Origin of the sequence: Psychrosphaera saromensis, from assembly GCF_002954545.1 — a bacterium.
Lineage (GTDB): Bacteria > Pseudomonadota > Gammaproteobacteria > Enterobacterales > Alteromonadaceae > Psychrosphaera > Psychrosphaera saromensis.
In genome coordinates this window covers 2,659,863-2,678,675 of record NZ_MSCH01000003.1, presented here as the reverse complement: position 1 = coordinate 2,678,675, position 18,813 = coordinate 2,659,863, and the positions used below count along the sequence as shown (strand labels likewise).

Below are 18,813 nucleotides of genomic sequence, written 5' to 3'. Positions count from 1 at the left end.
ATTATGAATATATTAAACCCATTAACTATACCGCTTGATCAAAATGCATTAATTGAAGCCAGTGCTGGTACGGGTAAAACCTACACCATCACCACTTTGTATCTACGTGCCTTGTTAGGTTTAGTGGATGGTCAGCCAAATTTACGACCTAAGTCGATAGAACAAATCTTAGTGGTCACCTTTACTGAAGCCGCTACGCAAGAGATCAGAGACCGAGTTAGAAAGAAGCTATTGGAAGCGCAGCAAGTTCTGTTATCTAAGGCGTTATATGAGCCAGAATCAGGCTCAAACGATTTTGATAGCAACTTTTATAGTAATTGGGATAGCAACCTGGTTGAGTTATTAAAAACCTTTGTTGTACGTTGGATTGACGCGTCTGCTTCTCTTTCTCCTTCAGTTAGTACTGAAAAAGACAAGGAGCAGGCAGATTCTGAGCTAGAGCAAAAACAACAAGCGATATTATACGCGTATCACAGACTGCAAAACGCTATTACGTTAATTGATGAAGCCTCTATTTTTACCATTCATGGTTTTTGCCACCGTTGTATTAAGCAATTTGCTTTTGAAACCAACTCTAGTTTTGAGCAAAAGTTTGAAATGGACAACAAGCCCGTTTTACAAGGGGCGTTGTACGACTTTTGGCGTAAGTTTGTCGTTGGGCTAAATGGCGCTGAATTCTCGTGGTTTCAGCAAAACTGGCGTACACCAGATGTCTTATACAAAGACATTGCTAGCGTATTAGGCAAAAGCATCGTATTAACACCACAGGTGAACGAACAAACTTACCGTGCCTTGATGGACGATTACCAATCGTTAATCGTGACATTAAAACAACAATGGCAAAAAGCCGACTTTTCTAAAATATTGTTAGACGCACAGCTAAAAAAGACGGGTAAAATCTACAAACGAATTCCTTTATTAACTGAGTTTATGCAGTCAGATGACTGGTTCCCGCCATTTTTAAAAGACGACGATTGGTCTTTGTGGGGCACAGACTCGCTTAATAACAGCAAAAACTACACTGCAAAGGCAGAGCCACTAAATCATCCTATTAGCCAGGTTATCGATAAATTGGCGCAAGTTGAACACGAACTTAAAAACGGTGGCTTTCAAAGTTATTGGTTAACATTAGCTAAAGGCTATATAGAACAACGTGCTCAGCAAATAAAAAATGAGCAACAGATCATTAATCCAGATGATTTACTTACTCAATTATTAAGCGCAATTAACCCAGATTCTGGTGCAGGCGATTCTGAGAAAAATAACAATGATCTATTGTTAAACGCTATTAGAACTAAGTATCCAATTGCATTTATTGATGAATTCCAAGATACCGACCCAGTTCAATACGGTATTTTTAACGCCATTTACAACTCAGATGTGGTTGAAAGTACGCCTGACAATGGCAGCTCGGAGTTGTTACAAGTGCCGTCCAATATGATTTTAATTGGCGATCCTAAACAAGCCATTTATAAATTCCGTGGTGCTGACATTTTCACGTATATCCAGGCTAAACAAGACTTGCCAGAGACACAGCATTACACGTTAGCCACCAATTGGCGTTCGCATCCAAATTTAATCAACGCCGTTAACCAAGTGTTTGTGCAAAGTGAAGAAGGTTTTAAACAAAAAGAGATCCCATTTGAAGTGGTATCAGCAGGGCAATCACCATCAAATAGATTGGTGAGTAATGGCGTAGATGATAATCAGCTGATGTTTTGCCATTTACTGCCAGACACTGCAACCTCAGATAAAATAGGCTTTAAAGGCCCAGAAGCTGAAGGTTTATTGGCAAAATGGTGTGCGGCTCAAATTCAAACAACCTTGTTAGAGGCGAGCGAGAACAAGACCTATATCGACAAATCAGGTAAAACCCGCGCTGTGCAAGCCAATGATATCTGTGTTCTGGTTAGAAACCGTAATCAAGCAGGCTTGATCAAAAGAACCTTAGCGCAATTGAATATCCGCTCTGTGTTTATTAGCCGAGACAACATATTTAAAACCGCATTAGCCAAAGACTTGTTACGTTTGTTAATGGCCATCAACTCACCATTTAACGAGCAAAAGGTCAGAGCCGCTTGTGCAACTCGCTTTTTTGGCTACGACGTAGAGCAGTTATTTGCCCTACAACACGATCCTATTTTATGGCAGCAACACCTAGAATGGTTTTACAATGCCCATCAAACATGGGCTTACGGCCAAATATCGAGTGCTATTGAATACATTATTTTACAAGCCGACACATTATCAAATTGGCAGTTATTGGAACCAACCGAATACGAAAGGTTAATCACCGACCAACGCCATTTGTCAGAGCTTATACAGCAGCAATCGGTTAAGCATGCAGGTGTTGAGAAGTTATTACATTGGTTTGAACAACAAGTTATCTCTGAGGATAACTGGAGTGACGCCACAGACGATCAACAACTAAGGTTGGAGTCTGACAGCAACTTAGTACAGATAGCCACGCTCCACGCTTCTAAAGGCCTGGAATATCCAATTGTATATTTGCCTTTTGTCTGCGAGTTTAAAGCGGCTAAGTCGGCCATTTATACCTCGAATAAAACAAATGAATTAACAAATAAACAGGGCTTAACGTATCGAGTTGATAACCGTAAACAAGAGCTACAACAAGCAGAGGGCGAACGTTTAGCCGAAGACTTACGTTTGTTGTACGTTGCCATGACCAGACCTATTTATAAATTGGTGATTGGTGTATTCAACTTGTTAGATGGTTATAAACGCCTAGTGCTTGATAACACAGGGATAGGGCAATTGCTGCTAGGCGAATTAGCCACAGATCAAAAACCAAGTAATGACTTAATACAGCAAACCTGTGAACGTTTTGTTAGCACTGAAAACAGCCAAGGAACTTGCTTTACTTACTCTTCATTGGCGGAAGACTTATTGGTCACGCAGTTTAACCAAGCTAAACACGCAGGTGTGAACTTACAGAATGACCATAACGCACAACTACAATTTATCCCGTTTACCGGTGACGTAAAGGACAACTGGAAAATGCTGAGTTACTCGTCATTAGTGGCCGGGGCACATCATTTAGACAATACAAAGGTTCTTGAAACGGACAAAATAGCTACTGTAAGTATTGCTCAAGAACAGCTTAACGATATATGGGTGGCTGGATTATCGGACGAACAAGCTTCTGTAGCTTTTGTAACATCAGCCACGTTAGCTAAATCTGAACCTGAATTAAAACCAGAACCAGAACTGAATCGATTCTCATTTCCCAAAGGAGCCAACGCTGGTACTTGTTTACATTGGATTTTAGAGAATGTTAATTTCCAACAACCAATAGCAGAACAAGCGGATGTTGTAGAGTCTGGATTAACCCGATACGGAATAGACACTTTATGGCTCTCTGTTGCGGTTGAATGGATGCAACAAGTTATAAATTGCAGTTTAACTGAGCAAATATCAAACGCGACAGTAACGCATAACCAAGTTGAGGTAGGTAACCAGATAAGTTGGTCATTAGCCGATATAAATCAAGCTAACTGTCTGGTTGAAATGGAGTTTTACTTTAATTTCAACCGTCTTAATTCAGAAGTTATTTGTAACGCGTTACGTATGATGGGCTTGAAATTTGTACACTTTGGTCACTTTTTAGAAAATGATGCAGAACCAGCTGGATTGTCTGGCATTGTTAAAGGTTTTATCGATTTAACGGTACATCATCAAGGTAAATATTATGTGGTGGATTATAAATCTAACTTTTTAGGTGATGATTTCGCCTCGTATACACAAGCTAATTTAGCCGTTTCCATGTCCGATCATCATTATGAAATTCAAGCGTTAATTTATACCTTGGCATTACATCGTTGGTTAAAAACCCGTTTACAAGATTACGATTACAATCTGCATGTTGGTGGTGCTATGTATTTATTTTTACGTGGCATGAATGACAAAGACACAGAGCAAGATCAAACAGGCGTTTACACAATGAACATCAAACAAGATGTGATTGAATATTTGGATTCTGCGTTAAATGATGAAGGTGAAAACTCAGTAAAAAGCATAACGGTGGATAGAGCAGCGAATACCGCAGGAAACATTTCCGCAGAAAACATTACCACAGCGAAGACTACTGAAGCAGTAGATGTGCAAATCGACTCTGCACCTAAAGAAAACGCACCTACAGAAACCGTACCTGCAGAAGCCGAAACAAAAGCAGTACCACAAATGGGGTTTGATTTTGACTGATAACAACAATACAAATACAAGCTCACAAAGCCAGGTTGCAGCAACGTCGACAACCAAGAAAGTTAAACAATGGTTTGCCGACACGTCTATTTTTGTACAGGGTCTGGATTTTGTACAAGGTAAAGCTAAAACCATAGATTTAAGTGATCTAGCAAGTGATTCAGGTAATAGCACACTCATAGACACAAACAGCGACACAAACAGCAATAAAACCGGCAACCATTTAGGCAACCGAGAATTACCAGAAACGTTACAATGGCTGCTGTTGTTAAAGCAACATCAAGTTATTCAGTCTATGGATTATCACTTTGCTTGTTTTATGTATGGCGAGCTGGTGATCATCTCTGAATCAGGCGCACAGACTCACGCTGCTTTAACAAGAGCCGAGATCAATTTGATTTTGCTACTGTCGGCCAAGTTAAGTTACGACATGAGTTTGCAAGATTCTTGTTTAAACTTAGAGCTTATTAATTTAGCGCAACCTTTTGGTTGGTTAGCACCAGAGCTGCAAAGTCACAGCTTAACTCAAAACGTGTTAGCCCAATGTGCAGTTACCAATACAGACATGCAAGATATTCTACTGCGCAGCGGTTTAGTTGAAGATCAAAGTGGTTTGATTGAAAGTAAAAGCGCTTTAGCTAAGGAGCCACAGCATACAGAGCCTCAGCATATAGAGCTATTACATGACGAAACACCATTAGTGTTATTTCAACAATGTTTGTACATGCGTCGTTATTTCAATTACGAGCATTCAGTGGTTAAGTTTATTAGCCAAAACCCGAGCTTAAATATAAGTACTAATGTAACGGCTAAAAGCCAGTTATATTGGTTTGATGCGCTTAGCAATGAGCAAGTTGAAAGTACTGTGGCCGAGTTATTTCCGCAAAGCCAACAGCTTGATACTACAAGTAACGAGATTGACTGGCAGAAACAAGCGGTTATCAATTCAATAACTAAGTCTTTTTCAGTGATCTCAGGCGGTCCAGGTACAGGCAAAACAACCACAGTGGTTAAGCTTTTAGCTGCGTTAGTGCAATTGTATAAACCTCATGACTCAAAAAGCGGATTAAACATTCAACTTACCGCACCAACAGGGAAAGCGGCACAACGTTTGGCAGAGTCTATTAGTAACTCACTGACAAATATAGACGTAGACCAAGAGACTAAACGCTCAATTCCCAACAAGGCAGTCACTATTCATAGATTACTTAAGCCGCAAGGTTTAAATGATTTTGCTTATAATGAAAACAATAAGCTGTTTTTAGATGTCTTGATTGTGGATGAAGCATCTATGGTCGACCTAAGCTTAATGAGTAAATTACTATCTGCCGTACCGGCACACGCTCAAGTTATTTTGTTAGGCGATAAACAACAGCTATCGTCGGTAGAAACGGGCAATGTTTTATCTGAACTGTGCAGGCCGGAAACTCAGTCGTTAAACTTAGTGGTAGAACTCAAAAAGAGTTATCGTTTTAACGCAGCAGGTTTAATAGGGCGTTTAGCCACTGAAATCAATTTAGGTAATAGCCATAAAGTCATTAGCTTGTTATCTGAGCACGCCAACACAGATACACAGAAGTTGGCGGCCAGTGAACTCAACTGGATAAAACCAGAGCTGGATAATTATCACTTATTAATAGAGCACAGTTTTAAACATCAATTAGCCTTAATTGAAAAAGCCAAAGCCTTTAGTGACCTTCAAACGGACATTAAAACAGATAGTGGACAAGCGCAAAACATTGCTACTAAAAGCCGAGGTGTATTAAACGAGTTATTTAATCACTTACAGCAATTTCAAATATTAACCTGTGTTAAAGATGGTGAACACGGTATAGAAGGAATTAATCGTCATATCAAAACTCGACTTGCTAGTCGTAGGTTGGTGAATCAATACGAGCAGCATTATCATTGCCGACCAATTATGATCTCAGAAAATGCCTATCACTTGGGCTTATACAATGGCGATATTGGTTTACAGTTAATTGATGGTATTACAAAACAGCTAATGACGTATTTCATCCAAGCCGACGGAGAAGTATTAACGGTAGCTTGCCAACGTTTGCCTAAGCACGAAACCGTATACGCGATGACAGTTCATAAAAGCCAAGGTTCAGAATTCAGTCATGTTGCTTTGGTGTTACCAGAGCCAAATCAAAACAATAAAATTTTATCCAAAGAAATTTTGTATACCGGCTTAACCCGAGCGAAAAAACAATTTACATTGTTTGGTCAGGCACAGGAAATACAGCAAGCAGTAAACAAGGCAACCGTAAGACAGTCAGGCTTGAGCTTGATGTTAAAAGCAAATCTAAAATAATCATCTATAAGCAAAGCGATAAATAACACTATAAAAAAGCCTGTTTACTAAAAAATAAACAGGCTTTTTCTTTACCTAAACTTTTACCTAAACTTTTACCTAAACTTTTACCTAAACTTTTACCTTACAACCTTACAGCCTTACAACCTTACAACCTTACAACCTTACAGCCTTACAGCCTTACAGCCTTACAGCCTTACAGCCTTACAACCTTTTAGCTTACTGTCTTTTAACGTGTGGTTTTTTGTACAAAAACGACCACGTATAAGGCCAGTGCAAAGCTACCAATAAAGGCTTCTATGGTGGCAATTAACCTTGAAAATCCAACTGGCGTAATATCGCCATAACCTAGAGTCGTGAAGGTCACTACGCTAAAGTAAATGGTTGAGAAAAAGTTATATAAGTTATCAATAAAGGAGTTTGATAATGACATTTTCACTATGGTATCTGCTTCTTTTATACCAAAGATAAAATACATAATTGCACAGAAAAATATCATACCCAACGAAAACACAATGACATTCATTGGACTTTCGCCATAACCGCAGAATAAGTCTACCGCTTTAGATACAAGTCTGTCTTTAGACAATGGTGCATATTGCTTGCGGCGCATCACCAACTCTTTATGTGCCAAACGGCCAGCTAATATATGTAATCCGTCAGACTCAGCCGTTTTTCTTAAATTACGATAAATTTCTTCCGACTGTTCATAATTATCAATCGCGGTTTCCCGGTCATTATTTTTATCCGCTAAGTGGGCAATAGATTCTTGCTGGATATATTTACCTATTTTTATATTATCTATCCGTGAATTCACAAGTTTGACACCCAGTAAATTGGTGTCTTGTAAATTGGCTTTGTGTAATTTGGAGTTATTTAACTTAGCTTTCATTAAAGAAGAGCCGGATAAATTAATATTGAACAGGTGAGCGTTATGCATATCTGCATGATATAAATCACAATTACGCATATCGTAGCCTGTGGAGCAACCACGGCGAACTAAGCGAATATCACGCAAGTTTGCTTGTTTTAATTGTAATCCTTGCAGCATGCCGCCATTTTTAGCGTAGGTTTCTAAACGTTCTCTTAAGTCCATTCCCGTTTTATCTATGGTTTTGTCATGCCAAAAGCAATAACCGTTTCCTAAATCTTCGCCTTCGCAGGATTTACCTTCTAAGTCATGATATGTACAAGAGTTGTGTTGTGACATTAAGCACCAATATATGAGTTAACAATTTGTTCTTGTTAACAAAAATAATAGAAGAATTGATATTTCGCCATTAAGTTTGTCACTTATTTATCTAATTTCTTTGATAACATAATGATTTGGTTAATATTACGTCTTTAGAATCGTAAGATTGGAGTGAAAAACTTGTTAGTTTTAATTACAGATATATTTGGTGAAACCAACTGGTGCCAATCGTTAATCCAATCTTGGCGCGCAAAAGGGCACAATGCTATGTGTCTCAGCCCTTATATCAACCCTTATATTGCAACATATGACTCATTAACGGATGCAACATTATTTGCTAACGAAGAACAAGCTTATCAGCAGTTTCAGCTCAGCGGCGGTATAGATAAATACGCTGAAAAAGTAGAACAAGCTTTACAACAAGTGACTGAAACAAATGAGCCTATAATTTGCGTTGGCTTTAGTGCTGGTGCATCGGCTTTATGGAAGGTGGCAGCAAAGTCTTTTGATAAAGTTGCGTTAACTCACTGTATTGGTTTTTATCCAGGCCAAATTAGGCATTCACTAGAATTAACGCCGTTATGTCCTTTTACCTTGGTATTCCCAGGATCAGAAGACCACTTTGATGTAGAAGCCGTTATTCAACATCTTGTTACAAAACAGAATGTAGGTGTTGTTCAAGTTGAGTTAAAACATGGTTATGCTAATCCCCAGTCAGACAACTTTAATGAGGTCGCCAGCAACGAATTAACCGAGTTGCTTGTTAAAGAGTTGGCTCAAACTAAAACGTTAAACCTTGATATTGTAAATGGCCAGCAAGATTTTATAACAGGTTTAAGTCAGCAGAGTCATGGATATAATGGAAGAACAAGATGTTTATAGCGTTAATATGGGGTGTTATTTTTGGAGCGATTTGTTTTGGTATAACCCAAAATCAACCTAGAAATAGCCTTACTTGGTTTATGTTAGGTTTCATTTTTGGCCCGTTTGCTATTTTGTTTTTACTATTTTCATCATTGAAAAACAAAATTAAATGATTCTAAAAAAACGTTACCTTTTAACTTACCAGATCTCCTAACATTAAGGAGATCTCGCAAGTTATGTAAGTCAGACTAAAACACCTGACAAACAAAGCCTTTCAGATAGAAACCTTCAGGGTAAGCACTGCCAACAATATGATCTTGTGCTTGGCTTAAGCGTTCTACAAATACCATATCGCGGTTAGCATCTAGTGCCGCATCTGCAACTATTTTTTGGAACAATGCAGTTTCCATTAAACCAGAACAAGAGAAGGTTAATAAATAACCACCTGGATTAAGTAGCTTCATTGCCAACATATTAATGTCTTTATAACCACGACATGCGTCGTTTAACTTAGCTTTAGACTCAGCAAATTTTGGCGGGTCCATAACAATAACGTCAAACTTGGTGCCGTTGTCGCGGTATTCACGTAATAACTTAAATACGTCTTTTTTAAGTAATGACATTTTGTTTATGTTGAGTTTGTTTAATTCAACGTTTTTAGCGGCTATGTCTAGTGCATCTTGTGAAGCATCAACTTGAACCACTGATTTAGCACCACCACGTAATGCGTATAAACCAAATGTACCTGTGTAACTAAAGCAGTTTAATACTGACTTACCTTTAACGTATTTTTCTAATGCAGCGCGGCTGTCGCGTTGGTCAACGTAATAACCAGTTTTGTGACCTTGAGCGATGTCGACATAAGCTTTAATGCCGTTTTCTTCAATGATCACTTGTTTTGGCATTTTACCATGCACTAAACCGGATACTTTTGGTAAACCTTCTTTACTACGAACGTCGACGTCTGAGCGTTCAAATATATTAAATTCTGGATAACAATGCTTAAGCGCATCAAAAATTAAATCACGTTTGTATTCTGCGCCCGCACTTAATAACTGAATAACAATCGTGTCATTGTAAACATCTGCGGTCACACCTGGTAAACCGTCAGACTCGGCACATAACAAACGATAACCCGTAAGGCCGCCGCGTTTAATGATAGGTTTACGTATGGTTCTGGCTCGTTCGATTTTTTCAATGAAGAACTGTTTGTTAATAGGTCGCTTTTCAAAGCTCCAAATACGGACTCTGATTTGAGAATGAGGAGAGTAGGCGCCTTTAGCTAACCAGTTACCACTTTCTGAGAATACATCGACTGTTTCGCCTGACTCTGGCTCGCCTTCAATTTTGGTGACGCCTTTAGAGAAGATCCAAGGATGTTTACGTTTGAGAGTTTTCTCGCGGTCAGCTTTTACGAATACAGAAGACATGTTATTAACTTAATTTTTAGAAGCGGAGCGCAATTTTAATCTAGCTGTTAGCGTAATACCAACACTATTATGCTTTGTATGAACTTGTATCTATTAAAAAATTTACGATTAATGATTTAATCTGGCTTGTTGGTATCAAATTGCACTTATCATACGCCTGTATTTACACGTCACTTAACTGTCATAAATGAGTCACCTAACCGTCATAACTCCTTGTTAATTTACAGCCAAATTAAATAAGGAGATGAAGATATGTTGAATACAAATATTACAACACATACTAGCAAGAAGTTTAATGCTAACAAGGTTTACGTACCTGCTACCAATCGTGAAAATCATTATTTAATTGTCGAACTTCCAATTACGTCTGAATTATTACAAACCGTTTCGGGCGAAACAGAAATCAATGAATTTGTCTTATCAGACTTTTATATGCAGCTTAAACAATCGTTTATCTCAATCAGCAAAAGAAACGGCATTAAAAGTGGATTATTTGTCGCCAATGATAAGTTGGTGCGTTTACGTTACGGTGAAGAGTCGCAGGTTATTGAAACCCAAGAACAATTAATAGTGTTTTACGATCCAAATAACCACAAAGGTTTTCAAAGTTATTACGACCGAACAAAAACCGCTAAGAAGGTTAGTTTACTTGTTCTTGCCAATGGTGATGAGATTAGGCAATCGGCTTTTGTGTTGCACCAAAAAGCAGTTGAGATGGCAGTAGAGCTAGCTGAGGCGATGGGATTTGCATCCAATTTAATTAAGATAAAAGATCATCAACACATAACCTATGATTTGTTTAGTGCTGAAAAAGGCGATAAAAAAACGTCCACCCATGAACTGCGTCAAGTTAAGCACAGATACAAACAGCAGTCGGTATTAATTCCACCATTAAATAACCAAATGGGTTACATAGTTGCAGAGCTGCCAATTAATGAAACTATGGTGGAGAAAATGAATAAAACCGCAACACACACTGCACCGTACAATGAGCTTTATAGCAAAATATCTCAGGTCGTTGGTCAGGTAACTGATGAGTTGAATATAAAAAATGCAGTGATGATTGCTAACGGTCGTCATCCCATTGTTAATTCAAGTAAACATGGTTTTGTGCATAACGACGGTGAGCTAATTTACTTAGGTTTTAATGGTGAGGTGGATCAGAACTGCATTGCTAAATGGAATAGCACTATTTTAACCAATACCTTTACCTTGGTTTTTGTTGCCAATGAAAATGACATTAATAACAAAGCATACGGCCGATTTGTAAATCGTATTCAAAGTGCGTTAAAACAAATTAGCAATAAGTTAGATATTGAACCACAATCAAATCAGTTGATGGTGAGATTTCACCAAAACATAGCGTATCAAATACCTAAACTGGATTAACGACTGGTATCTATCCACTTTTTAAGGATTTGTACTGTGACTTCTGGACGTTGAGAAGCCAGTTCTTGCACAAGAGCCAATAATTTATGCTTATTGGTTTTCTTATCGTTTAACTGGCGTCTAATAAGCTGAAATTTGTTTTTAGCTCGCTGCAAACGTTCTTTTTTTTCTAACTCAGTAAGAGGTGATTTCATTTTTTTTCTTTCTTTAAGTGAAATAAGAAACTATAAAGTTAGTTCTACTTGTTAACGGTTGTAACAATACAAACTTTTTAAAGGAAGTTCTATGACTCTATCTGCAATAACCAGCACTTATGAAAAAGCAATGACATTTATTTCCAAGCTAGACGGCATAGCACCTCTGTTTCTTCGATTATATTTAGCTCCCATATTTATTCAAGCGGGTTGGAATAAACTTTCTAACTTTGACTCCACCGTTCAATGGTTTGGTAATGCAGATTGGGGATTAGGTTTACCTTTTCCAGAACTGCTTGCTGCTCTAGCTTCTGGTGCTGAGTTTTTTGGTGGTTGGTTATTATTATTGGGATTGTTTACTCGCTTAATCTCTATTCCTTTAATGGTGACTATGTTGGTAGCTGCGTTTAGTGTCCATATCGAAAATGGTTGGCTTGCGCTTGCAGATGCAAGTAGTTGGTTAGCAGATGGCACTATATTTCATAATGAATCGATTATGGCTGCGGTTGAAAAGAAACAAATGGCAATCGAAATCTTACAAAAACATGGTAATTACGAATGGCTAACAAGCAGTGGTAATTTTACTATTTTGAATAATGGTATCGAGTTCTCAATTACTTACTTTATTATGCTGTTAGTCTTGTTTTTCTTTGGTGCAGGGCGTTATACCAGTGTTGATCATTATTTAGCTAAGCGCTTTTTTCCACAAAAATAAACGTTTTCCCACTTAATGTGTATTTATCTTTTTTGTATATCAATTGACTATTTATATCTACTTGACGGATATACGAAGGAAAGATAAATACACATCCTTTTTTGATGTGCCATTATTTTAAGGTAAGATTGAATTCTTACTTACCTTAGAAGCTTTATTATGAATGCATTAGACCTTTTATTAACTCGCTCGTCTTATAATAAACTTGTTGCGCCAGCACCAAGTGGCGAAGCGTTAGACAATATCTTATCAGCGGCACACCGAGTACCAGATCACGCAAACCTTTCACCATTTGAATTTATTGTTTGCCAAAACGATGGGTTAACAAAACTGGCGGATATTTATCATCAAGCGGCTATTAAGTCGGGCTTTGATGATGCAGCGATAGAAAAAGCGAAAATCTTACCGCTTCGTGCGCCTATGATCATTATTGGTATTTGCAAATACAAACACCATGACATGGTGCCAAGAGTAGAGCAGGTAGCGACAACGGCTTGTGCCTTACACAATATGCAGTTAGCGGCGTTTGCTCAAGGCTTTAACGGAATTTGGCGTACCGGTAATTACTCGCAAAACCACTATGTAAATGAAGCGCTTGGCTTAAGTGAACAAGATGAAGTTATTGGCTTTATGTACTTAGGAACACCTATGGAAGATACGCCGATTAAAAAAGCGAAAAAGCAGACTGACACGGTTTCATATTGGGATTAAGTTTAGTGCCCACATTTTTGCAAATAATTTACTTGTCGCAAACTAATTACTTGAATTTAAGAGCCTAAGTTAATAGCCATTTAAGATTAGTTTGCCTTATGTGAGCCTGAATTCCCTCTGTTCAAGGCTCAGAAACTTAGTCTACTAAATATTTTTTACCTTATAGCTAAATAGTCATAACTATTTGAAAATATAAGCTAATATCAATAAAGTTGGTTTGTATTTCGTTAAAATAGCGAAATAAAATCAACAATTTTTATACTAATAAATTTAGGGTTAAGCATTAGTTTTGTTTATAGTTGCGTTTCAAAATAATTGATTAGCAAAATGTTAAGTTGGTGGACTAGAATGCCCGCTAATATTACGCCCACACACCACTAATTATAAAGGTTTAAGCTTATGTTGTTTAATGGCAACTTGATGACAGATTGTCCAATTCGTCAGAAAATCCGTGATTACTATCGCATTAATGAAAAAACAGCGATTATACATCTATTACCGGAAGCTGAAATTAGCATGGCTGCTCGAAGTCGAGCGTGGGAACGTGCGCGTAAAATGGTACTGCAGATCAGATTTGAATCTGAAGGTTCAGGCGGTATTGACGCTCTATTAAATGAATATTCTTTGTCTTCAGAAGAAGGCATTGTACTTATGTGTCTTGCGGAAGCTTTATTACGAGTACCAGATAAAAAAACACAAGACGAATTAATCCGTGACAAGTTATCGCAAGGCCAGTGGAGTTCTCATTTAGGCTCAAGCGACTCTATGTTTGTTAACGCCTCGTCTTGGGGCTTGTTATTAACAGGTAGCATGGTTAAGTATTCTGATAGCAATCTAAAGAAAGACTTTGGATTAGTTAAACGTACCTTAGGTAAAGTTTCAGAGCCTGTAATACGTAAAGCAATGAACGTTGCCATGAAAATCATGGGTAAACAGTTTGTTATGGGTGAAACCATTGAAGCTGCCACGGAACGCGCAATAGAAAAAGAACGCAACGGTTATGTATATTCTTACGACATGTTAGGGGAAGGTGCCCGTAACATGGACGACGCTGACCGTTATTATGAAGCTTATGTACAAGCTATTCACGTTATTGGAAAAGCAGCTCAAGGCAAAGGGCCACGTACTAGTCCTGGTATTTCAATTAAGTTATCCGCTATCCATTCACGTTATGAATTTAGTCACCGTGACCGTGTAATGACTGAGTTAGTACCAAGATTAAAAGCCTTATGTTTATTAGCTAAACAATACAACATTGGTTTAACTGTAGATGCGGAAGAATCAGAGCGTTTAGATATATCATTAGACGTGATTGAAGTTGTATTTTCAGATAAAGACTTAAACGGTTGGAATGGTTTTGGTTTAGCGGTTCAGGCTTATCAAAAGCGTTCGTTTTTTGTTATCGAATGGTTACGTCAGCTTACATTAAGAGTTGGCCGTAAGATAATGGTGCGTTTAGTTAAAGGTGCGTATTGGGATACAGAGATTAAAAACGGTCAAAAAGATGGTTTAGAACATTATCCTGTGTTTACTCGTAAAGCCTCTACAGACGTGTCTTACCACGCATGTGCAAATAAGTTATTGGAGTATCGCGATACTATTTATCCGCAATTTGCTACGCATAACGGTTACACAGCCTCGGTGATTTTAGAGCTGGCGGGCAACGATAAAGAAGGGTTTGAATTCCAATGCTTACATGGCATGGGCGATACCTTATACGACCAAATTGTCAGTAAAGAAAAAATTCAATGTCGTGTTTATGCGCCAGTTGGTGTACACGAAGACTTGTTGGCTTATCTGGTAAGACGTTTATTAGAAAATGGGGCTAACTCATCATTTGTAAACGCGATTGTTGATGTTGATAAACCAGTTGAATCTTTACTAGAAGATCCAGTTGAGCGTACTCACAGAGTAGAGCAAATTTACAACGAGAAAATTGCCTTGCCGATTGCCTTGTTTGGTGACGAACGCGCTAATTCAAAAGGTTTAGATTTAACTGATATTACTAAAATCTCACCACTTAGAGATAACTTGAACAGCTGGTTTGAGAAAAACCAAATTGATATTACAACCTTGGCAGAAAATGAATTAGCGGTAATTAATCCGGCTAATTTAGATGAAGTGATAGGCCGAGTAAAAGTTGCTAATCAAGAAGATATGTTAGCCATGTTAGATAAAGGCCAAACCGCCTTTAATACTTGGTCTACAACACCAGTTAAGATACGTGCAGAGGTATTAAGAAAAACCGCTGATGCGTTAGAAGCAAACATGGATGAGTTAATTGCTTTTTGTATTAAAGAAGCAGGTAAAACACCTCAAGATGGTATTGATGAAGTTCGTGAAGCGGTTGATTTCTGTCGTTATTACGCCAATGAAGCTGAAGTATTAGCAAAAGATACGCGTTTAGAACCACGTGGCGTTATCTTATGTATCAGCCCTTGGAACTTCCCGTTAGCAATATTCCTAGGCCAAGTTGCTGCGGCGATTGTGACTGGAAATGCGGTTATTGCTAAACCTGCAGAGCAAACAAGTTTAATTGCATTACGTGCGATTGAATTATTGATTGAGTCAGGTTTACCAGAGAACGTTGTTCAGTCTGTTATTGCTCAAGGCTCTGATGTAGGTAAGGTATTATTACCAGACTCAAGAGTTGCAGCCGTTATGTTTACTGGTTCAACGCAAACAGGCACATTAATTTCTCAAATTTTAGCCCAACGTGGTGGTGAGCAAGTTCCATTTATTGGTGAAACTGGCGGCCAAAACTGCATGATCGTTGACTCTACAGCGTTACCAGAGCAAGTTATTGATGACGTGATAGCATCTGGTTTCCAAAGTGCAGGTCAACGTTGTTCGGCGTTACGTGTATTGTTTGTGCAAGATGATATTGCCGATAACGTTATTCGTATGATCAAAGGTGCTATGAAAGAGTTACATATTGGTAACCCAGCTATGTTATCTACCGATATTGGCCCTGTTATTGATACTAAAGCATTAAATGCATTAAACGAACACGCAGAATATATGCAGACTCACGGTGAGTTGTTATATCAATGTGAAATGGGTGAAGAAACGCAAAACGGCCATTTCTTTGCACCTCGTCTGTATGAAATTAGCGATATTAGCCAGTTACAAAAAGAAGTATTTGGCCCTTGTGTCCATGTCATTCGTTTCTCTGGTAAAGATATAGATAACGTTATTGAGCAAATTAACTCAACGGGCTTTGGTTTAACGATGGGGATTCATTCTCGTATTGAAAGCCGTGCCATAGCTTTAGCTAAAAAGTCTCGAGCGGGTAATGTATATATTAACCGTAATATGATTGGTGCTGTGGTTGGTGTTCAACCATTTGGTGGACGAGGATTATCTGGTACAGGTCCAAAAGCGGGCGGTCCAAACTATTTACCACGTTTGTTGCAAGAGAAATCAACACCAAGTGAAGATGAACTTGTTTTAGCCGATGACGCATTAGAGCCAACAACTAAGTCCATTAAAGAAGCAAACAAATTAATGGATAAAGCACAAGAAGGCGAAAAGTCATGGCGTTTAGCCGACTTAAACACTCGTACTTCTCATGTGCGTCAGTTATTGGCTGAAATGGCAACGGTTGAACATACAGTTGAGTTTGCGGACGACTTAGATAAAACCTTAGCGACGGCACGTTCTCAGTTAATCGACATAGAACGTAAGTTGAAAAAACCAACGGTATTACCTGGGCCAACAGGCGAGTCTAATATCTTGTATTTGGAGCCAAGAGGCACGTTAGTTTGTTTTGCCGATAAAGACGCAACATTCCATTACTGGGTTATGTCTATTGTAACGGCATTGTCTACGGGCAATACCGTTATCGCCGTGGTTTCTGATGTGTTTTATGAAGAAGCCATTGAGTTTATGAATAAATTCAATAAAACCGGAGCAGATAAAGGCGTATTACAAGTGGCTCGATTGGATCACTTACAGCCTTTGTTAGAGCATGAAGCATTAGCGGGTGTGGTTATTGACTCGGAATGTCGTCGTAGTGCGTACGTTGCACATAAATTAGCGCAACGTGTTGGAGCTATTTTACCAACGATCACCGCTGAATATAACGATAACTTAATCCAACGTCTAGTGACGGAGAAGACCATTAGTATTGATACTACAGCCTCTGGCGGTAATACATCATTAATGACCTTAACAGACGAATAACAACTTCTGTTTTATTGGTTTTTATCTAGATAAGATAAAAATCAGAAACTAAAAAGCAAAAAGGTGAACTTAGGTTCACCTTTTTTTATGCTTATTTTTAGCTTAAATATATTAAGTTTTTGAGTATTAAGCCGCCATATATTAAACAGGAGCAGTTAAGTCTAACTTTTTCATTGTGATCTTAAGCCATATAAGGAATAACACGGAAGCGGTGGATAAGCCGATAACCGTACCAACCCAGAATCCTTGCGGTCCCATAGCTGGCACTATGTAATCGGTTCTACCTAATAAATAACCTAAGGTAAATCCAATTGGCCAATAAGAGATAAAGGTAATGTAAAATAGCGGTTTAGTTATTTTTAATCCTTTAAATATACCCGCAGCCATTACCTGGATTGCATCTGGCAATTGATAAATCGCGGTGATAATTAAAATACTCGCAGCTAACGAAACAACTTCAGGGTTTGACGTGTAAATAAGGATGATTTGTTCACGGAATAAAAGGGTAGTCAACATCACTAAAATACCAAAACTACAGGCCATGAAAAAGCACGTTTTGATAGAGCGCTTTAGTTTACTTAAATCCCCGACACCTTTTAAATAGCCAATCCGTATAGTGGCAGCCATCGCCAAACTTAATGGGAACATAAACACCACGGCGCTATAACTAAAGGCAACCTGATGTCCGGCCACCGCAATGGAACCAAGCGGTGCGATAAACAGCGCCATAAAGGCAAAAAGACTCGACTCAAATAATAAAGACAAGGCGATAGGCGTTCCAAGTTTAGTCAGTGTTTTAATACTTTCTAAATTAGGTTTTTCAACATGTTTAAATATTTGATAGGGTTTTAATTTACGAGAAATTTTAAAGTAAATAAGCAAACTGATTAAGCTTATCCACTGTACGATTGCAGTAGCCAGTCCACACCCTGCGCCACCTAACTCAGGTGCGCCAAATTCACCAAATACAAATATATAATTAAGCGGAATATTGGCAAGTAACGCAATAACGCTAACGATTAATGCAGGTTTAGTGACACTAATACCCTCACAAAAAGCACGTAATGCAAAGAACAAACAGGTGGGTAATATCCCCCAAACAACATAATTCAAATAGCCTAATGACTTGTCGTGTAATTCAGATTCTAAATTAAGATTATCTAATGGGATATGAACAAACTGAAAGATAAATACAATGACGATGGTAATCGCTGCAGCAATATAAGCACCTTGGAATAAGGTAGAAACCATTTGAGCTTGGTTGTTATTGGCTCCTTTACTGGATCCAAATAGATGCGCAATAACTGGCGTAACCGCAATTAACAAACCTTGAGCAGAGAAGATCACTGGAGACCATAAACCGGTAGCAATAGACACTGACGCCATATCAACGTGTCCAGCTTTACTGGCCATTACTGTGTCAGTAAAGAACATTAAGCTGGCCGTTATTTGAGTTAACAACAATGGAATAGCCAACTTCAATATGTGTCTTACTTCAGTAAAATCAAATACTCTCATAAACGACTTTTTAATAATAATAACGATGTTGCATTATGGATTGTATACGCCAGTTACACCAGTTTCTTATTGTTTTA

11 protein-coding genes are annotated in these 18,813 nt (G+C 38.3%); 7 read left to right on the top strand and 4 right to left on the bottom strand.

Annotated elements, in window-relative coordinates; all coding sequences use genetic code 11:
• The first annotated feature begins 3 nt into the window (after positions 1-3).
• Positions 4-4,221: an exodeoxyribonuclease V subunit beta gene (gene recB, locus BTO11_RS12110; protein ID WP_105052847.1), complete on the top strand. Its 4,218-nt coding sequence runs from the start codon at positions 4-6 to the stop codon at positions 4,219-4,221.
• On the top strand, positions 4,214-6,538 hold the full coding sequence (gene recD / locus BTO11_RS12105) for an exodeoxyribonuclease V subunit alpha (RefSeq protein WP_181135896.1): 2,325 nt from the start codon (positions 4,214-4,216) through the stop codon (positions 6,536-6,538). Before recB ends, recD begins: the two co-directional genes overlap by 8 nt.
• A 229-nt stretch (positions 6,539-6,767) precedes the next feature.
• On the opposite strand, the gene BTO11_RS12100 is transcribed toward recD, so the two are convergent.
• Complete coding sequence (locus BTO11_RS12100) at positions 6,768-7,748, bottom strand: ion channel (protein ID WP_105052845.1); 981 nt, start codon at positions 7,746-7,748, stop codon at positions 6,768-6,770.
• A gap of 162 nt (positions 7,749-7,910) precedes the next feature.
• Here BTO11_RS12100 and BTO11_RS12095 point away from each other — a divergent pair, with 162 nt between their 5' ends.
• On the top strand, positions 7,911-8,612 hold the full coding sequence (locus BTO11_RS12095) for a dienelactone hydrolase family protein (protein ID WP_181135895.1): 702 nt from the start codon (positions 7,911-7,913) through the stop codon (positions 8,610-8,612).
• A 230-nt stretch (positions 8,613-8,842) separates the two neighbouring features.
• Here the strand turns inward: BTO11_RS12095 and BTO11_RS12090 are convergent, their stop codons facing one another.
• Positions 8,843-10,024, bottom strand: a complete 1,182-nt coding sequence (locus BTO11_RS12090; protein ID WP_105052843.1) for a class I SAM-dependent methyltransferase — start codon at positions 10,022-10,024, stop codon at positions 8,843-8,845.
• 252 nt (positions 10,025-10,276) lie between these two features.
• Between BTO11_RS12090 and BTO11_RS12085 the strand changes: the two genes are divergently transcribed.
• Entirely contained in the window at positions 10,277-11,413 is a 1,137-nt protein-coding gene (locus BTO11_RS12085; protein WP_105052842.1) for a DUF3083 family protein, read from the top strand.
• Here the strand turns inward: BTO11_RS12085 and BTO11_RS12080 are convergent.
• A complete protein-coding gene (locus BTO11_RS12080; protein ID WP_105052841.1) occupies positions 11,410-11,607 on the bottom strand; it encodes a hypothetical protein in 198 nt (65 codons plus the stop codon). The two genes, BTO11_RS12085 and BTO11_RS12080, sit on opposite strands and share 4 nt — an antisense overlap.
• 91 nt (positions 11,608-11,698) lie before the next feature.
• On the opposite strand from BTO11_RS12080, the gene BTO11_RS12075 reads away from it, so the two are divergent.
• From BTO11_RS12075 to putA, 3 genes are all read left to right on the top strand, one after another.
• Positions 11,699-12,322, top strand: a complete 624-nt coding sequence (locus BTO11_RS12075; RefSeq protein ID WP_181135894.1) for an HvfX family Cu-binding RiPP maturation protein — start codon at positions 11,699-11,701, stop codon at positions 12,320-12,322.
• A 159-nt stretch (positions 12,323-12,481) separates the two neighbouring features.
• Positions 12,482-13,033 carry an NAD(P)H nitroreductase gene (locus BTO11_RS12070; protein ID WP_105052840.1) on the top strand — a complete coding sequence of 184 codons (552 nt, stop codon included), beginning with the start codon at positions 12,482-12,484 and terminating at the stop codon, positions 13,031-13,033.
• Positions 13,034-13,432: 399 nt separating this feature from the next.
• Positions 13,433-17,218, top strand: a complete 3,786-nt coding sequence (putA, locus tag BTO11_RS12065) for a bifunctional proline dehydrogenase/L-glutamate gamma-semialdehyde dehydrogenase PutA (protein ID WP_105052839.1) — start codon at positions 13,433-13,435, stop codon at positions 17,216-17,218.
• A 141-nt stretch (positions 17,219-17,359) separates the two neighbouring features.
• On the opposite strand, the gene BTO11_RS12060 is transcribed toward putA, so the two are convergent.
• Entirely contained in the window at positions 17,360-18,736 is a 1,377-nt protein-coding gene (locus tag BTO11_RS12060; RefSeq protein ID WP_105052838.1) for an MATE family efflux transporter, read from the bottom strand.
• Positions 18,737-18,813: the final 77 nt, after the last annotated feature.